The sequence below is a fragment of the Streptomyces sp. NPDC050619 genome, from assembly GCF_040654815.1.
Lineage (GTDB): Bacteria > Actinomycetota > Actinomycetes > Streptomycetales > Streptomycetaceae > Streptomyces.
Map to the genome: position 1 here is coordinate 61,504 of NZ_JBFAIR010000033.1, position 16,274 is coordinate 77,777.

Sequence of the window (16,274 nt, forward strand, 5' to 3'; positions counted from 1 at the left end):
CGGCATGACGACGCAGCGCGTCATCGTCGCCGGGGCCTCCATGGGCGGCCTGCGCGCGGCCGAACAACTCCGCGGCGCCGGGTGGACCGGCGCGATCACCGTGATCGGTGACGAGCCGCACATGCCGTACAACCGGCCGCCTCTGTCCAAGGAAGTACTGGCCGGGAAGGCGCCCTTCGAGTCCCTGGCCTTCACTCCCAAGGCGAGCGCGGCCGACGTGGAGTGGCGGCTCGGGACGAGCGTCACGAGCGCCCGCCTCGCCGAGCGGGTCGTCGTGCTCGACAGCGGCGAAGAGCTGCCCTTCGACGGACTGGTCGTGGCCACGGGCATGCGTCCCCGGCGCCTGCGCTGCCAGGGCCCCGCAGTCGGCCGTCACACCGTACGGACTCTCGGTGACGCACAGGCCCTGCGCGCCGAGCTGACCCGGCCGGGCGCCCGGGTCGTCGTCATCGGTGCCGGGTTCATCGGCTGCGAGGTGGCCGCCACGGCGGTCGGTCTCGGCGTCACGGACGTCACCGTGGTCGACCCGCTGCCGCTGCCCATGGTCGGACCGCTCGGCGAGCTGCCGGCCCGCGCCCTGCTGGGGCGGCACGAGGAGCGCGGCGTGCGCTTCGCTCTCGATGCGGGCGTCTCCGGGTTCGAGGGCGAGGAGCACGTCACCGGGGTCGTACTGAGCGACGGGACAGTGCTCCCGGCCGATGTGGTCGTGGAGTCGGTCGGCTCCGTCGCCAACACCGAGTGGCTCGACGGCAACGGTCTCGACCTCACCGACGGTGTGCTCACGGACGAGCAGCTGCGGGTCGGCGGACTGCCGTACGTCGTCGCGGTCGGCGACGTCGCCCGCTTCCCCAACGCCCGCTACGACGGCGTACCGCGCCGGGTCGAGCACTGGTCGATGCCCGGCGACACGGCGAAGCATGCGGCCAAGGCGCTGATGGCTCATCTCACGGGTGTGCAAGCCGAGTTGGCGCCGTTCGCGCCGCTGCCGACCTTCTGGAGCGACCAGCACGACTTTCGGTTGCAGTCCTTCGGTTCCCCTGTGCTCGGCCTCGCCGACATCCGCGTCCTGGACGGCGATCCGGGCGGCGACATGCTCGTCGGCTACCACACCGAGGGCGGGCAGCTCGTCGGCGTCGTCGCCCTCGGCGGCCCAGCCGTCGCCACCGGCGCCGCCCGCTACCGCGCCCAGTTGCTCAAGCAGCCCGCCCTCACCGCGTAAGGAACCAACGTCATGGCCAGCGTCCGTGGTTACTTCCACCCCAAGACGGCGACCGGATCGTCGTCCCTCATCCCCTCGCCGCCCTGGCACTACTCCGGCGACCTGCTCACGATCGAGTACCGCACCGATCCCGCACGCGTACGGGAGTTGCTGCCCGCACCGCTGGAACTCGCCGAGGAGGACCCGGGCGCCGTCGCGCTGATCTGGGCCGACTGGCAGTCCTGCTCCGGTACGAAGGAGGAGCTGCTGGACCCGGTGCGCGCCCAGTACAAGGAGGCCTTCGCGGTCGTCCGCTGCTCGTACCAGGGGCAGACGTACTCGCGCTGCGTCTATATCTGGGTCGACAAGGACTTCGCGATCGCCCGCGGGCTGCACCAGGGCTACCCGAAGAAGCTCGGTTCGATCCACCAGACGCGCCCGCACCCCTACGGTCCGGCCCCGCGCATCGAGGCCGGCGCCCGCTTCGGCGCGACCCTCGCCGCTGCCGACCGACGCCTGGCCCAGACGGTGGTGACCCTGCGCGAGCCGTCCGCGAACAACGGCTTCGTCAACGGCCACCCGATGGCCCACCACCGCTGGCTGCCCTCCATCGAGAACGGCAAGGGCCTCGCGCTCGACGAGTTGATCGAGACCGGCGCCGCCTCCGTCGAGGCCGGACAACCGTGGGTCGGCGACGCGGAACTGGAGCTGTTCGAGGCGCCGACCGAGGAGCTGGCCCGGCTGGAGATCCGGGAGCCGATCGCCGCGTACTACCGGCAGGTGGGCGTCGTCTGGGACGGCGGCCGACTGCTGGAGTCCGGCACCTCCGAGGCCGAGTAACCCCCTTACGCAGCAGAAGACCTGGAGACCGGACATGACCGAGCACATCACCACGGTGGCCGGCGTCGCCGTCGACACCCGGCACTGGATCGGCGGCGAACGCGTGGCGTCCGTCGAGACGTTCACCGACGTGTCGCCGATCGACGGAAGCACCCTCGGGGAGATCTCCCGGGGCACGGCGACGGAAGCCGAGGCCGCCGTCGCCGCCGCTCGCGCCGCCTTTCCCGCCTGGGCCGCCACACCGCGCGCCGAGCGCGCCCGCATCCTGCACGCCATCGCCGACGGAGTCGACAAGCGCATCGAGGACCTCGCCAACGTCGAGACGCTCGACAACGGCGCCCTCCTGCGTTCCCACCGCTGCGGTGTGATGCCGCGCGTGGCGCACAACTTCCGCTTCTTCGCCGACTGGCTGCTGAAGCTGGAGCATCAGGACTTCGCCACTCGCGGCCACACCAACCACGTGAGCTGGGACCCGGCGGGCCCGTGCGTGCTGATCACGCCATGGAACGCCCCGCTGATGCTGGCCACGTGGAAGGTCGCCCCGGCGCTGGCCGCCGGGAACACAGTGATCCTCAAGCCCGCCGAATGGTCCCCGCTCACCGCTTCACTGCTCGCCGACATCGCGGCCGAGGCCGGGCTGCCGGCCGGTGTCCTCAACGTCGTGCAGGGATACGGCGCCGAGGTCGGCAACCCCCTTGTCTCGCACCCGGACGTCCGCCGAATCAGCTTCACCGGTTCCGTGCCAACCGCCCGGCACATCGCCCGGGCGGCCGCCGCCAACCTCACCCCCCTCAGCCTCGAACTCGGCGGCAAGTCACCGCTGTTGGTCTTCGCCGACGCGGACCTCGACCTCGCCGTGGACCTGGCGGTGGAGCAGTACGACAACGCCGGACAGGTCTGTCTGGCCGCGACCCGCATCCTTGTCGAGGAGACGGTCTCGGACGAGTTCACCCGCCGGTTCGTGGAGAAGGCGAGCCGGCTCAGGCAGGGCGATCCGCGCGACGAGGCCACCGACCTCGGACCCAACATCCACCCGCGCCAGCTGGAGAAGATCGACGGCTTCGTGCGGCGTGCGCTCGGCGACGGGGCTCGCGCGGTCATCGGCGGCAAGCGCATGGACGGTCTGTACTACGAGCCGACCCTCCTCACCGACGTCGCCCAGGACTCGGAGATCGTGCAGGAGGAGATCTTCGGTCCGGTCCTGACGCTCCAGATCTTCGGCGACGAGGAAGAGGCCGTGCGCCTCGCCAACGACACCCGCTTCGGTCTGGCCGCCACCCTCGTCACCGGCGACCACGAGCGGGCCGAGCGGGTCACCGCGCGGCTCGTCGCGGGCACGGCCTGGGTCAACTGCTTCTTCGTACGCGACCTCCGGGCGCCCTTCGGCGGCTCCCGCCACTCGGGCGTCGGCCGCGAGGGCGGCACGTGGAGCTTCGACTTCTACTGCGACGTCAAGAACACCGTCACCGCGCCGAACGGATGGCACAACCATGGGTGAAATCGTCGGGGCGGGCCTGCTCGCCCACGTCCCCACCATCGTGCTGCCGGAGGCCGACCGGCTGGAGCTGAACCAGGGCAAGGAGATCACCCTCGTCACCGGCTTGCGGCAGCTCCGCGAGGACGTCTTCGACAGGGACGACTACGACACCGTCGTGGTCCTCGACTCGCACTGGGCCACCACCGTCGAGTTCGTCGTCGCCGCCCAGCAGCGCAGGGCCGGACTGTTCACCTCCGAGGAACTGCCGCGCGGCATGTGCCGGATGCCGTTCGACTTCCCGGGTGATCCCGAACTGGCCCACAACATCGCCCGGTTCGCCGACAGGCACGGCACCTGGATCACCGCGATCGACGACGAGTACCTGCCGATCTACTACGCCACCATCAACCTGTGGAAGTTCCTCGGCGAGGGACTGCCCGACAAGCGATGGATGACCATCGGCGTCTGCCAGACCGGTGACATGGAGGACCACCTGCGGCTCGGCCGCGCCCTCGCGGACGGTATCGCCGCCACCCCCGGCCGCCGCGTGCTGCTGATCGCCTCCGGCGCGCTGTCGCACACCTTCTGGCCGCTGCGCGAGCTTCGCGACCACGAGTCGAGCGACCCCGGCCACATCTTCACGCCCGAGGCCCGCGAGGCCGACTACGAGCGCATCGCCTGGTTCAAGGAGGGCCGCCACGACAAGGTCCTCGACACCATGGACGAGTTCTGGAAGCACAAGCCCGAGGCCCGCTTCTACCACTACCTGATGATGGCCGGCGCCCTCGGCGAGCAGGCATGCGTCGCCGAGGCCCGTCAGTACGGCGCGTACGAGAACTCCATCGGCACGGGCCAGGTCCACCTCTGGTTCGACCGCCCGGCCGAGGGCTGGACCGGCACTGGCGCGCCCGCATCCGCCTCCCCGCCCAGCCGCTCCTAGAAAGGCCCGCTATGCCCGAATACCGCCGTGTCCTCCTCGACGGAGCCGCCGTCGAGACCGTCCGGGACGGTGACGAACTCGTCGCCGGGGACGGCCGCCGGGTCAAGATCGAGGACGCCCAGCACCTGCCGCCGGTCGTGCCGTCCAAGATCGTCGCCGTTCATCTCAACCACCGCAGCCGGGTCGACGAGTTCCAGATCCAGCTGACTGCGACGCCGACGTACTTCCACAAGCCGACCTCGGCCCTCAACTCGCACAAGGGCGCCATCGTCCGCCCCGAGGGCTGCGAGTGGCTCAACTACGAGGGTGAGGTGGCGATCGTCATCGGGCGGACCGCGCGCAACATCTCACCTGCCGAGGCGGGGGAGTACATCGCGGGCTACACCGTCGCCAACGACTACGGCCTGCACGACTTCCGCGACACCGACGCCGGTTCGATGCTGCGGGTGAAGGGTTCCGACACCCTGTGTCCGCTCGGCCCGGGACTGGTCACCGACTGGGACTTCCACGGCAAGTACCTGCGCACGTACGTCAACGGCGAGCTCGTACAGGACGGTTCGACGGACGAGATGGAGTGGGACATGCACTACCTGGTCGCCGACATCGCCCGCACCATCACCCTCCACCCCGGCGACGTGCTGCTCTCCGGCACCCCGGCCAACTCCCGCCCCGTCCAGCCCGGTGACGTCGTCGAGGTCGAGGTCGAGGGCCTGGGGCGGCTCACCAACCACATCGTCACCGGCCCCACCTCGATCCGTACGGACGTCGGAGCCCAGCCCACCGCATCGGAAGAGGTCCTGTCCACCGCGCTCGGCGGCGACTGGGAGTTCCGCGGTATCCGGCCCCCCAAGCGCTGATGCCCACCGGGGACGGAACCGCACCGGGCCTTCCGCGACGCGCCCGGTGCCGTGCCTCGCCCGCCGGTCCCGGCGGCCGGGCAGGGACGAGGCCGCCGTACGCGTACGGGCCGGTAGGGTCGCACCCATGACCGAAGCCGCCAAGACCCCTGAGGGCCGCGGGCCGCGCAAGCGGCTGAACTACGGGGAGGGCCGGGAGGCCCTGCTCAACGCGGCCGTGCGAGTGGTGGCCCGGGGCGGTCTGCGCAAGCTCACCTATCGCGCGGTGGCGGAGGAGGCAGGGGTCACCCACGGTCTGGTCGTCCACCACTTCGGCTCCCGCGACGCGCTGATCGAAGAGGCGCTCGCCCATACCGTGCGCACCAGCCTGAGCGTCAGCGCGGTCGAGCCGGGGACCGGCGAGGTGTCGGACTTCTCGGCCGGAGTGTCCGAGATGGTCACGGCCGATCCGGACACCCAGGTCTTCCAGTACGAGCTGCTGCTCGAATCACGGCGCAGGCCGGAGCTGCTGCCGCTGATCCGCGGGCTGTACGACGAGTACTTCGACGCCACCGAACGCGAGCTGTCCCGGATACTCCCCGAGGGCGCGAACCGTGCGATGACGCGGCTGGTCTTCGCCGCCCTGGACGGTCTCGTCCTGCACCAGCTCGTCCTGGGCGGCGGACCCGAGGTCACCGACGCGGCCATCGAGGAGCTCCGCTCCCTGCTGCGGTTGCTCGACGCCGACGGCGAGAGTGCGGGCGACAGCGGCGACTGACTCGCCGACCTGCCTGTTCTGAGGCCCCGGACGCCTGGCGACCGGGGCCTCGTTCGGCTCGCATGTCACCTCGGTCACGGCCTCGCAACAAGCGATGCGGTGGCCTGAAAATCACCACCCAACCCCTTGTCATCTGGATAGTTCCAGCCCACTATGAGGCAACTCGTTTGGCTCGAAACGAAACCTCTCCCCCTTCCAGGCAGGTGATCCGCGTGGACAGTCAGACGGTCGAACCAACACAGACCGTGCAGAGCCCTCCCACTTCAGGCCGGCTCAAACCCAACTCCCTCGGTGTTCTGGGAATCCTTTTCTTCGTCCTCTCCGCGCAGGCGCCGCTGACCGGCATAGCCGGTGCCGCGCCCATCGCCGTCGCCATCGGCAACGGCGCGGGTGCGCCCGCCGCGTATGCCGCGGTCGGCGCCGTCATCCTGCTGTTCTCCGTCGGCTTCGTCGCCATGGGGCGACATGTCGTCGACGCCGGCGCCTTCTACACCTACATCGGCAAGGGGCTCGGCCGCCCCATCGGCTCCGGGAGCGCAGGAGTGGCGCTGTTCGCCTACTGTGCGGTCCAGGCCGCGATGTACGGCCTGTACGGCTTCATCGTCAGCGGCCTGGTCGCGCAGTACACGGGGCTGAACGCGCCGTGGTGGGTCTGGGTCCTGGTCACCATGGTGATCGTCCAGATCCTCGGTGCCGCCGGGATCGAGATGGGCGCCAAGATCCTCGCCGTCTTCGTGCTGGCCGAGTTCAGCATCCTGTTCGTCTTCGCCCTGGTGACCTTCTTCAAGGGCGGCGGTCCCGAGGGGCTGGGCTTCGCCCACAGCTTCTCGCCCCATGCGGCCCTGGAAGGGGCACCGGGCATAGCGTTGATGTTCGCCGTGGCGTCGATGTTCGGCTTCGAGGCGACCGCGATCTACGGCGAGGAGGCGCGGGAGCCCCGTAGGACCGTCCCCCGGGCCACGTACCTGTCCGTCGTGGTCGTCACCGTCTTCTTCGCCTTCACCTCGTGGATGCTGGTCTCCGCCCATGGTGCCTCGAACGCCCCCGCGGCCGCCGGGAAAGCGCTGGAGAGCGGCGACGCCACGTCCTGGGTCTTCGCACCGATCACCGCGCAGTTCGGCGGCTGGGTGGGCGACGCGCTGCCCATCCTGCTGGCCACCTCCCTCTTCGCCGGCATCCTCGCCTTCCACAACTCCGCGAACCGCTACCTGTTCTCGCTCGGCCGTGACGGCCTGCTGCCGCACGGGTTGACCGCGGTCAACCGACGCCACTCGCCCTGGGCGGCGGGCAGTGTGCAGACCGTGATCTCGCTCGCGCTGGTCATCCCCTTCGCGCTGCTCGGCAAGGACCCGGTGCTGAGTCTCTTCTCCTGGTTCAGCGGGGTCGCCGTGCTGGGAGTCATGCTTCTGTACTTCCTGACCTCCGTCTCGGTGGTCGTGTTCTTCCGCCGGGAACGGCTGGACACTCGCCCCTGGAACACGCTGATCGCCCCCGTCCTGGGTGCGCTCGGCATCGTCGGTGCCATCTGGCTGATCCTGGCCAACTTCACCACCCTCATCGGCGGGGAGCCGGGCACCGCGATGTGGCTGGAGCTCACCGTCCCGGCGGTCCTGGTCCTGGGCGTCATCGCCGCCCGGCTGACCCGTGGCAGGGTGACGGCCGAGGGCTGAACCCGCCCCCGCGGTGTGGCGGGCCCTCCGGGCCGGCGGAGGGCTTGCCCTGAGTCCGGGGTGCGTGAAGAGCCGTCAGCCGGCCGCTTACAACGGCGCGAGTTCGCCTGCGATCGCCCATGCCCCATTGACCGTACGACCCCGAACGACATGGCTATGAGCTGGAGGCCACGCATGCTGGACATCACCCACGACGAATGGCTGCGCCGGGCCAAGGCCCTGGACCTTTCCGGCGCGCACCACATCGACGGCGCCGACGAACCCGGCGGCGGGCAGTCCTACGCGGCCGTCTCGCCCCGCGACGGGCAGGTGCTGGCGCAGGTGGCCGACGCCCAGCCCGCCGAGGTGGACGCCGCCGTGGCCGCCGCGCGCCGGGCCTTCGACTCGGGGCCCTGGCCACGCCTCGCACCTGCCGAACGAGGCCGGGTGCTGCTGCGGATCGCCGATCTGCTGGAGGAGCAGCGTCACCGGCTGGCGCTGACGGTCAGCCTGGAGATGGGCAAGCCGATCACGGACGCGTACGACATCGAACTGCGCGCCGCGATCAACACCTTCCGCTGGTACGGGCAGCTGGCCGACAAGCTCACCGACGAGTCGCCGCACACCGCGCCCGACGCGCTCGCCCTTGTCACCCGCGAACCGGCGGGTGTCGTCGGCGCGGTCGTCCCCTGGAACTTCCCCCTCACACTGGCGAGTTGGAAGGTCGCTCCGGCGCTCGCGGCCGGCTGCACCGTCGTGCTCAAGCCGTCGGAGAACTCGCCGCTGTCCGCCTTGCTGCTCGGTCGACTGGCGACCGAGGCCGGGCTGCCGCCGGGCGTACTCAACGTCGTCACCGGCGACGGGCCCACCGCCGGGCGGGCGATCGGCCTCCACCCGGACGTCGACGTGCTGGCCTTCACCGGATCCACCGCCGTCGGGCGGCACTTCCTGCGGTACGCGGCCGACTCCAACCTCAAGCGCGTCTGGCTGGAGCTGGGCGGCAAGTCACCCAACATCATCCTCCCGGACGCACCCGACCTGGAGAAGGCCGCCGCCACCGCCGCCTGGGGCATCTTCTTCAACCAGGGCGAGATGTGCACGGCCCCTTCGCGGCTGCTCGTGCACTCCTCCATCGCCGAGCGCGTCACCGACACCATCGTGGCGCGGGCCCGGGAACTACGGATCGGTGACCCGCTCGACCCGGCGACCGAGATGGGGGCGCTGGTCGGTGAGCGCCACCTGGAGCGCGTACTGGGCCACATCGGCACCGGCCTCGACGAGGGCGCTCGGCTGCGTGCCGGGGGCGGCCGCACACTCGCCGGCACCGGCGGCAGTTACCTGCAGCCCACGGTCTTCGACCACGTGGACCCGGGCATGCGGCTGGCCCGCGAGGAGATCTTCGGCCCCGTCCTGTCCGTGCTCACCTTCGACGACCTCGACGAGGCCGTCGCGCTCGCCAACGCCACCGAGTACGGCCTGGCCGCCGGGCTGTGGACCTCCGACCTGTCCACCGCCCACCAGGTCTCGCGCGCGCTGAAGGCCGGCACGGTCTGGGTCAACTGCTACGAGGAGGGCGACCTCACCGTGCCCTTCGGCGGCGTGAAGCAGTCCGGCAACGGACGCGACAAGTCCACCCACGCCATCGAGAAGTACACCGAACTCAAGACCACCTGGATCCAGCTGTGACGACGCCCGCGCGACCGCTGATCGCGATCCCCGCCCGCTTCGCCACCTCCACCTCCGCGCTGCGCTACGCCGCCGAGGTCAACGCCCGCGCTCTGGTCGAGGCGGTCTGGCGGGGCGGCGGCGAACCGGCCACCGTCCACCCCGCCGAACCCATCGCCACCGGCGTGGCCGCCCGCCTCGCCCGCTTCGACGGCGTCCTCCTCCCCGGCGGCGGCGACCTCGCCCCGTACCGCTACGGCGCGACCGACACCCACGACAGCGTGTACGACGTCGACGACCTCCAGGACGCCTTCGACCTGGAAGTCGCCCACCAGACCATCGACTTGGGCCTGCCCCTGCTCGCGATCTGCCGCGGTCTCCAGGTCGTCAACACCGCCCTCGGCGGCACCCTCCACCAGGACATGGGCGGCCCGGACCGCGAGCACCGCCATGTCGTGCACCCGGTGGCGATCCGGCGCGGTTCGCTGCTGGAACAGGCCACCGGCGCCGAGAAGGTGGAGGCATCCTGCTACCACCACCAGCGGGTCGACCGTACGGGCGCCGGCCTCACGATCACCGCCCGGGCCGCCGACGACACGGTGGAAGGGCTCGAACTGCCCGGAGTTCCCGGCTGGTTCGCCGCCGTCCAGTGGCACCCCGAGGACACCGCCCACGAAGACCCCGCCCAGCAGGGACTGTTCGACGCTCTCGTACGCGCCGCACGCGACCGCCACTGACAGCACGAGAACCCACCGCCGTATCCCTCGCCGGACGCCGGCGCAGCCGGTGGCGGAGGCGGCGCCTCGCCTCGTGGCACAGCTGATTCGGCGCTGGGGCATCTGCCCCCGCTGTGGGGCTCCGCTTCACGCCTTCGGCTTCGGACGGCGACCACTGCGACGCAGGGCGGGCTCGGCACCGTTCAGGAGGGCGCGCCGACGCTCCTCGCCGTGCTCCTCGACCTGGAGCACAACTCGCCGCAGTCCGTCCGCGACACTGCGGCACTCCTCGTCGCCGAGCTGCCCGACGACGAATGCCTCCTCCTCGTTGAACTTCGGAAACACCCGCCGCATCAGTTCCTCGCCCTCGTCCGTGAGGCTGAGCAGAACCAGCCTCCCGTCGGTGGGATGACCGCCCCGCCGCACAAGCCCCCGTGCCTCCAGCGTGCGCGTGACCCCGGTGAGTGTGCCCTTGGAGATCCCCGCTTCCTCAGCCACATGCCGGGTCTCCGACTCGCCCCAGACCCAGACCACCCAGAGCACGACGAACGCCGTCCAGGTCAGATCGGATCCGCGGAGTACGGAGTTCTCCAGATGCTGCCGGACCGCCGAGGCCGCCCGGTAGATGTTGGCCACGACAGCCATCTGCTCATGGCGGATCGGGATGCCGCCGAGCTTCGCATCGGCCAGTTTCTCGGCTTCGGTGATGGATCGATGGCCGGGCACGGGCACACCCCTTCGACGTCTCCGCGACGCACTGGATCGAGATTATCGTTCGGACTCAAATTGTACGAAGCGCCGAGGGAGGGAGCGCTCGGCACCGGCTCGGAAGGAAGGTGTGCGCCTACTGCTGGATTGTCGGCGTACGCCACACCGCGCGCCCGCGGACCGTCGGCTGCCACGGGGGGCATGCCGCGAATCCTTCGGCGTCCTGGGGTGGAAGACCCAACCGCCCAAGACCTGGTGGAGACCGCGTTCGCACTGGGCGGTTCCCATGGTCCAGAGCACCGTTCACGCCTGTGACAGCCCGGCGGTGGGCTTGTGGTCGCCCACCGCCGGGCGAGCGCCTCGCACCGTGTCGATCAGGCAGTCCGGATCGGTCGGGAGGTCGTCACTCCGCCACGCCACCATCCCGTCAGGCCGGACCAGAACGAAGGCGCGGGCATAAAGGGCCGCCGCCGCGGGATCGTCGATTTCCACGATCCTGAACGGGACCTCACGCGCACGCGCCGCGGCGAGGAGCCGGCCGGCATCGGCCGTCGGCCGACCGAAACACAGGAGGACCATTCCGTCGCCGAAGAGGTCGAGGGTGGAGGACCCGTCGGGCAACCAGGCGTGCGGAGCGCGGTGACCAGGGCGGGCGGTCGGGATGTAGCAACGACACCTCGCGATCGCCACCGAGCCTGCGGACGCCGTCGGCCATGTCCTCCTTGGTCCCGCCCTGCCGATGCACCATCAGGGTCACCCGGAACATGTCGATACCGTCGAGCGGCCCGCACGCCGCTGCGGGCCCCGTCACAGGCGAGCAGGTAACGAGCCCTGAAGGCATGGGTTCGGCCCTCCTCGTCCGTCGCCTGGACCGTGACCCCGGTGTCGTCCTGCTCGAAGGAGGTCACCTCCCACCCGAACCGGAAGTCGACCAAGGGCTGTCGCCCCGCCATGCGGGCGAGGATCGGGTTCAGCCATCGCTGCGGGCAGCGTTGATAGGAGGTGGGGCTGTACGCGGAGGAAAGGGCGTCGTCGATCGACGGCCACGGTATCCGCGCGATCTCGGGGGTCGCCGTGGCACGTGCGTCGGGGACGGAACCGTCCGTCTTTTCGAGGACCAGGGTCCTGATCGCGCGAAGGGCCAGGTCGGTGGCAACGACGGAGCCGGTGGGACCACCACCGACCACGATCACGTCGTACGAGGTCTCGTTCTGTTCAGCGGTCACCATGTGTGTTTCCCCAATCCCTTGTGTGGTGTCCATCGGGCCGCCTCGTCCCGTGCCGCTGAGGCTGACGGAGCGTCAGATCATCTGTCAGCCGCAGCGGCGTGGTCAGTTCGGTGCGCTGTTCCGGTCAGCCACCGGACGCAGGGATGTCACCCACGAGGTTGCGGCCCCCGGCTTGGGCGGGTGCCGCACCGGCCGGCTTCCCGCCGGCCTTCACCTGCCACGCGGGCTTCTTGCGCAGCAGCAGCATGGACACCAGAGCCACGGCGTTCGCCGCCGCCATGTAGACGCCGATGAGCCACGACTTCCCGCTCTCGGAGAAAATGGCCGTCGCGATGATGGGTGCCAGTCCACCTCCCACGATGGAACCGAGCTGATAGGCCAGCGAGATGCCCGTGTACCGGATCTTCGGCGGGAAGTTCTCGGTGAGGAGTGCCGGTATGCAGCTGAAGGAGAGGCAACTGGAGGTGACCACCATGACGCCACCCAGGCCGGCGAGCAGGAGGTTGCCGGAGTCGAACAGCGGGAACAGGAACAACGCCGTGATCCCCTGCAAGGCGGCCCCCGTCACGAGAACCGGCCGGAGACCGAAGCGGTCGGCGAGCCGCGCGAAGTAGATCACGGCGGGGATGGCGACCACACCGCAGGCCATGGCGATCCACAGCAGCGAGGACCGGCTGTAGCCGACGGCACTTGTCCCGTAGGTCAGCGAGTACGTCTGCACTATGTAGGTGGAGATCCCCGGCACACCGGCGATGATCAGGGTCTTGAGCAGCGTGCCACTGTGCGAGCGAAGAACCTCCAGTACGGGCACCGCCTCCGGCTCGTGGGCGACCGACGCCTCGAACAGGGGACTCTCAGTCAGCTTTCGCCTCGCGATCAGACCGATGACGACGAGGACCACGCTGCTCACGAAGGCGATCCGCCAGCCCCAGACGGTGAAGGCGTCCCCGGTGGCTGACTCCAGCCCGATCAGCACGAGGTTGGACAGCACCAGCGCGAACGCCGGACCGACTGCAGGCGCGGAGGCGTAGAGGGCTCTGCGGTTCGGCGGTGCGTGCTCGATGGCCATCGAGACGGCACCGCCCCACTCGCCGCCCATGGCGAGACCCTGGACGATGCGCAGGATTACCAGCAGAGCAGGAGCCCACGCCCCGATCTGGGCGTAGGTCGGCACCAGACCCACACAGACGGTCGAGATGCCCATGATCACGAGCGTGACGACAAGCATCCGCTTTCGACCGAGCCGGTCACCGAAGTGTCCGGCGATGATGCCGCCTATCGGACGGGCCACAAAGCCCACGGTGAATGTCGCCATGGCTCCCAGTTGCCCGACCACCGGGTCTCCCGTGGGGAAGTACAGCGGACCGAACACCAGCACCGCGCAGAGTGCGTAGACGAAGAAGTCGTACCACTCCAACGTGGTACCGATGAACGTTGCCAGGACAACTCGACGAGCTTCACGCGCTCGCATGCGCGCGTCGTCTTTGGCGTGCGACATGGACATGGCTGTTCTGCTTTCGTGAAGGGAGATGACCCGCTGTCCGGGTCAGGGCCGTGAGTCGTGCCCGGCTGTCCTTACGGGACAGCCGTGTGGTGGGAGAGTGACTCCTGCTCCTGGTGCCGCCACGCGATCGCCTCACGGCACCAGGAGAGGGACCGTCCGGTCATGTGGGGTCCAGATGGTGGCTGTCCCCTCGTCGTCGCGGCCCGGCCGGCAGCGGACGGAAGGCGAGGAGATGTTCGCCTGGCGCAGTTATTTGTGCGAATGCCCCGGCGCTGTCCCGTGTTTCGGCGTCCACCGGGGCCGGTTTGCTACTAAGCGCCGGTCCGCTCGGATTCGTGGACGAGGGGATAGTCGGGCATCCAGACGACGTCGAAACGCTTCTCGGTGTCACTCAACTGCTGGGCGGTGGGGGCCCCGTGAGGATCGAGATAGTGGAGGGTGCCTTCAAAGCCGCCGGGTGCGTAGAACGCGATGAATCGGGTGTTGGGGGCGGCGAACGCCCACGAGTGGGCCCAACCGGTCGGCAGCAGACCGTAATCACCGGGATGGAGATCGGTGACTATCCGTGTGCCCTTGCGGTCGTCCTGCCAGACGCGAAGGACACCGCTGAGTACGTAGACACCCTCGGTCGTGTCGTGGTGGTAATGGGGAGGTGTGGGCGGGGCGGTGTCGCCTTCGCAGTACGTCATGCCCATGTTGCCTTCGGTGTCTTCCTTGCGGGTGAGCAAGGTCCTGAGGCTGCCGCGGACAGCGATGTGCTCGCCCTCCCCGGCCCTGAGCACATAGGGCGCTCCGTTCCCGATTTCGTCCAGTGAAACGTAACCGGGAAGTTTCTTACCGTCGTCCATTGCCGTATGGCTCCTCAACGCTGTGGATTCATGGTGTCGGTCTGCCCCACCCCTGCCGGTCACCAAAGATGAATGGCGATCATGGGGAGTCGCCTGGAGAACCGTGCTCCTCGGTGCCGGCCGTGTCGCCCGATGGGCCGCGGTAACTCATGAGCACGTTGACCGGACCGCTGAAGAGGGAAGCTACCAATGCATGCGGCGGCATACAATAGCTCCGATGGCTACCGGCTTGCATGCATCAGTGCTATCGTTCGCACGCAATTGGGGGCAATGTGCAGTCACTGGTCGTTCACGCGCTGGACATGCAGCAGCGGTCTCCGACGGACTCCCAGCACCGGATCGCCCAGCAAGAGGCAAGGAGAACCGCATGTCAGCTGTCTCTACCCGGCGCGGCACGCTCTGTCTGACCGTCGACAACCTCGGTATGGCGCTCGCGGTCGGCCGGCGACGTGTGGCTCGCCCCGACCCGGACGAGCCCGGACTCCGATGGGGCGTACCAGCTCTCCTCGACCTGTTCGCCGACCTGCGTCTGCGGTCCACCTTCTTCGTCGAGGGATGGAACGCCTTGCATCACCCCGACGTGATCGAGCGGGTCGCCTCGGCAGGTCACGAGATCGGGCTGCACGGATGGGTGCATGAACGATGGGCGGAGGACCTCGACGACCGAGCCCGTGAACAGTTGTTGTGTGACGGCACGGCAGCCCTGCGACTGGCGGGTTTCGATCCGGTCGCCTTCCGAGCGCCCGGCGGCTACCGGGGCGGTCGCACTCTCGAAGTGCTGAGCGACCTCGGCTACCGAATCGACAGCAGCATCGACGTCAGGGACGGCGCGCCGGGCACCACGCCCGCGATCACTTCGCTGTCGGGTGGGCTCGTGTGCATCCCGTGGACCTGGGACATGATCGACTTCTGGCAGTACGAGATACGGCCCGACGGCCCGCGAATGCCCGGCCAGGTCGCCGAAGACTGGATGGAGCTGACCGAGGCGGCCGCGGATCGAGGCGGGCTGGTCACGCTGATCATCCATCCATTCGTCACCGGGGTCGACCCGGAGCGCATGGCGGCGATCCGTCGAGTACTGGAACACGCCATCGAGCACCCGGGCATCGATGTCCTCAGCGCGGGACAGGCGGTCGAGGCTCACCTGAGCCAGGTATCCGGAGCCGCGGTCGACATGGGGAGACGGGCGGCGAACAGCGGCTCGGCTCCGCATCGAACCGGCACCGCGCGATGACGGCCCTGGCCTCAGCCCCGGTTCCTCCGGAGCTGCGCTCCCCACCCCTCACGGCCGGACGGCGAACCTAGGCGGCCCGTCCAGCCAATGCCGAATGTCGAACGCCCTTGCCCAGAGGAGACTGAAGCGTGACGGAAAATCCGGACGACGCCCGAAGCGGCGTTCAGCCCTCCGGCTCGGAGCACTCACAAGCCAGCTTCGCGGCAGAAGTTGACGTAACGGACCGAAACACCCAACCGGTCATTCTCCGTGTGTACAGCGACGCCGCAGGCGAGAGTCGCTTCGAGGAGATCCGGATACCAGGCCGGCGTCGGCGTTCAGAAGTGTCGACGTCTGTTGCCTGGTGGTCGGAGAAAATAGCGGTGCGGGGCGCGGTCTGGCGGCGCGTTGAGGCGGAGGCCCCGTCCACGACGCCGCACAACGCACCGCAACGCCAGTTGATCGTGCCACTGTCCGGCGAGGTCGAGATAGAAGTCAGCACAGGAGAACGGCGGTCGGTACCTCCTGGGCAGATCATTCTCGTGGAAGACACCACAGGGAAGGGCCATATCACGCGCGCCCTGGATGACTCGACCAGAGTCACTCTGATGCTCGAACTGGGGGATGAGCGCCTTTTCGGCGACGGGTGAATCTCCGTACCCACAGCCCTGGT

At 69.3% G+C, this 16,274-nt stretch carries 15 protein-coding genes and 1 pseudogene; 11 read left to right on the plus strand and 5 right to left on the minus strand.

Features of this window, described 5'->3' with window-relative positions; all coding sequences use genetic code 11:
* Window positions 1-4: 4 nt before the first annotated feature.
* The 9 genes from AB0I77_RS39695 to AB0I77_RS39735 all read left to right on the plus strand — a co-directional run bounded on the left by AB0I77_RS39695 (window position 5) and on the right by AB0I77_RS39735 (window position 10,120).
* The gene (locus AB0I77_RS39695; RefSeq protein ID WP_363287680.1) at window positions 5-1,219 is read left to right on the plus strand and encodes an FAD-dependent oxidoreductase; all 1,215 of its coding nucleotides are present in this window, start codon (window positions 5-7) and stop codon (window positions 1,217-1,219) included.
* A gap of 12 nt (window positions 1,220-1,231) precedes the next feature.
* Window positions 1,232-2,038 (plus strand): acetoacetate decarboxylase family protein, encoded by an 807-nt coding sequence (locus AB0I77_RS39700; protein ID WP_363287681.1) that lies wholly within the window; start codon window positions 1,232-1,234, stop codon window positions 2,036-2,038.
* A 34-nt stretch (window positions 2,039-2,072) separates the two neighbouring features.
* Window positions 2,073-3,536: an aldehyde dehydrogenase gene (locus AB0I77_RS39705; protein WP_363287682.1), complete on the plus strand. Its 1,464-nt coding sequence runs from the start codon at window positions 2,073-2,075 to the stop codon at window positions 3,534-3,536.
* Window positions 3,529-4,455 (plus strand): 3,4-dihydroxyphenylacetate 2,3-dioxygenase, encoded by a 927-nt coding sequence (locus tag AB0I77_RS39710; protein ID WP_363287683.1) that lies wholly within the window; start codon window positions 3,529-3,531, stop codon window positions 4,453-4,455. The genes AB0I77_RS39705 and AB0I77_RS39710 overlap by 8 nt, the downstream gene beginning before the upstream one ends.
* Window positions 4,456-4,466: 11 nt before the next feature.
* Window positions 4,467-5,312 carry a fumarylacetoacetate hydrolase family protein gene (locus AB0I77_RS39715; protein ID WP_363287684.1) on the plus strand — a complete coding sequence of 282 codons (846 nt, stop codon included), beginning with the start codon at window positions 4,467-4,469 and terminating at the stop codon, window positions 5,310-5,312.
* Between the two features lie 127 nt (window positions 5,313-5,439).
* On the plus strand, window positions 5,440-6,069 hold the full coding sequence (locus AB0I77_RS39720) for a TetR family transcriptional regulator (RefSeq protein ID WP_363287685.1): 630 nt from the start codon (window positions 5,440-5,442) through the stop codon (window positions 6,067-6,069).
* 212 nt (window positions 6,070-6,281) lie between these two features.
* Entirely contained in the window at window positions 6,282-7,739 is a 1,458-nt protein-coding gene (locus AB0I77_RS39725; RefSeq protein WP_363287686.1) for an APC family permease, read from the plus strand.
* A gap of 174 nt (window positions 7,740-7,913) precedes the next feature.
* On the plus strand, window positions 7,914-9,404 hold the full coding sequence (locus AB0I77_RS39730; protein WP_363287687.1) for an aldehyde dehydrogenase: 1,491 nt from the start codon (window positions 7,914-7,916) through the stop codon (window positions 9,402-9,404).
* On the plus strand, window positions 9,401-10,120 hold the full coding sequence (locus AB0I77_RS39735; RefSeq protein ID WP_363287688.1) for a gamma-glutamyl-gamma-aminobutyrate hydrolase family protein: 720 nt from the start codon (window positions 9,401-9,403) through the stop codon (window positions 10,118-10,120). Before AB0I77_RS39730 ends, AB0I77_RS39735 begins: the two co-directional genes overlap by 4 nt.
* Before the next feature lie 126 nt (window positions 10,121-10,246).
* On the opposite strand, the gene AB0I77_RS39740 is transcribed toward AB0I77_RS39735, so the two are convergent.
* The 5 genes and pseudogenes from AB0I77_RS39740 to AB0I77_RS39760 form a co-directional block, all read right to left on the minus strand.
* Window positions 10,247-10,825 carry a MarR family transcriptional regulator gene (locus AB0I77_RS39740; protein WP_363287689.1) on the minus strand — a complete coding sequence of 193 codons (579 nt, stop codon included), beginning with the start codon at window positions 10,823-10,825 and terminating at the stop codon, window positions 10,247-10,249.
* 285 nt (window positions 10,826-11,110) lie between these two features.
* A complete protein-coding gene (locus tag AB0I77_RS39745; RefSeq protein WP_363287691.1) occupies window positions 11,111-11,497 on the minus strand; it encodes a hypothetical protein in 387 nt (128 codons plus the stop codon).
* A 95-nt stretch (window positions 11,498-11,592) separates the two neighbouring features.
* A pseudogene (locus AB0I77_RS39750) lies at window positions 11,593-12,069 on the minus strand (FAD-dependent monooxygenase); the annotation flags it as partial.
* 91 nt (window positions 12,070-12,160) lie between these two features.
* Window positions 12,161-13,507, minus strand: a complete 1,347-nt coding sequence (locus tag AB0I77_RS39755) for an MFS transporter (RefSeq protein WP_363287692.1) — start codon at window positions 13,505-13,507, stop codon at window positions 12,161-12,163.
* Between the two features lie 344 nt (window positions 13,508-13,851).
* The gene (locus AB0I77_RS39760; protein ID WP_363287693.1) at window positions 13,852-14,388 is read right to left on the minus strand and encodes a quercetin 2,3-dioxygenase; all 537 of its coding nucleotides are present in this window, start codon (window positions 14,386-14,388) and stop codon (window positions 13,852-13,854) included.
* Window positions 14,389-14,755: 367 nt separating this feature from the next.
* Here AB0I77_RS39760 and AB0I77_RS39765 point away from each other — a divergent pair, with 367 nt between their 5' ends.
* Both AB0I77_RS39765 and AB0I77_RS39770 read left to right on the plus strand, forming a co-directional pair.
* A complete protein-coding gene (locus AB0I77_RS39765) occupies window positions 14,756-15,622 on the plus strand; it encodes a polysaccharide deacetylase family protein (protein ID WP_363287694.1) in 867 nt (288 codons plus the stop codon).
* 128 nt (window positions 15,623-15,750) lie between these two features.
* Window positions 15,751-16,251, plus strand: a complete 501-nt coding sequence (locus AB0I77_RS39770; RefSeq protein WP_363287695.1) for a hypothetical protein — start codon at window positions 15,751-15,753, stop codon at window positions 16,249-16,251.
* Window positions 16,252-16,274 lie beyond the last annotated feature (23 nt).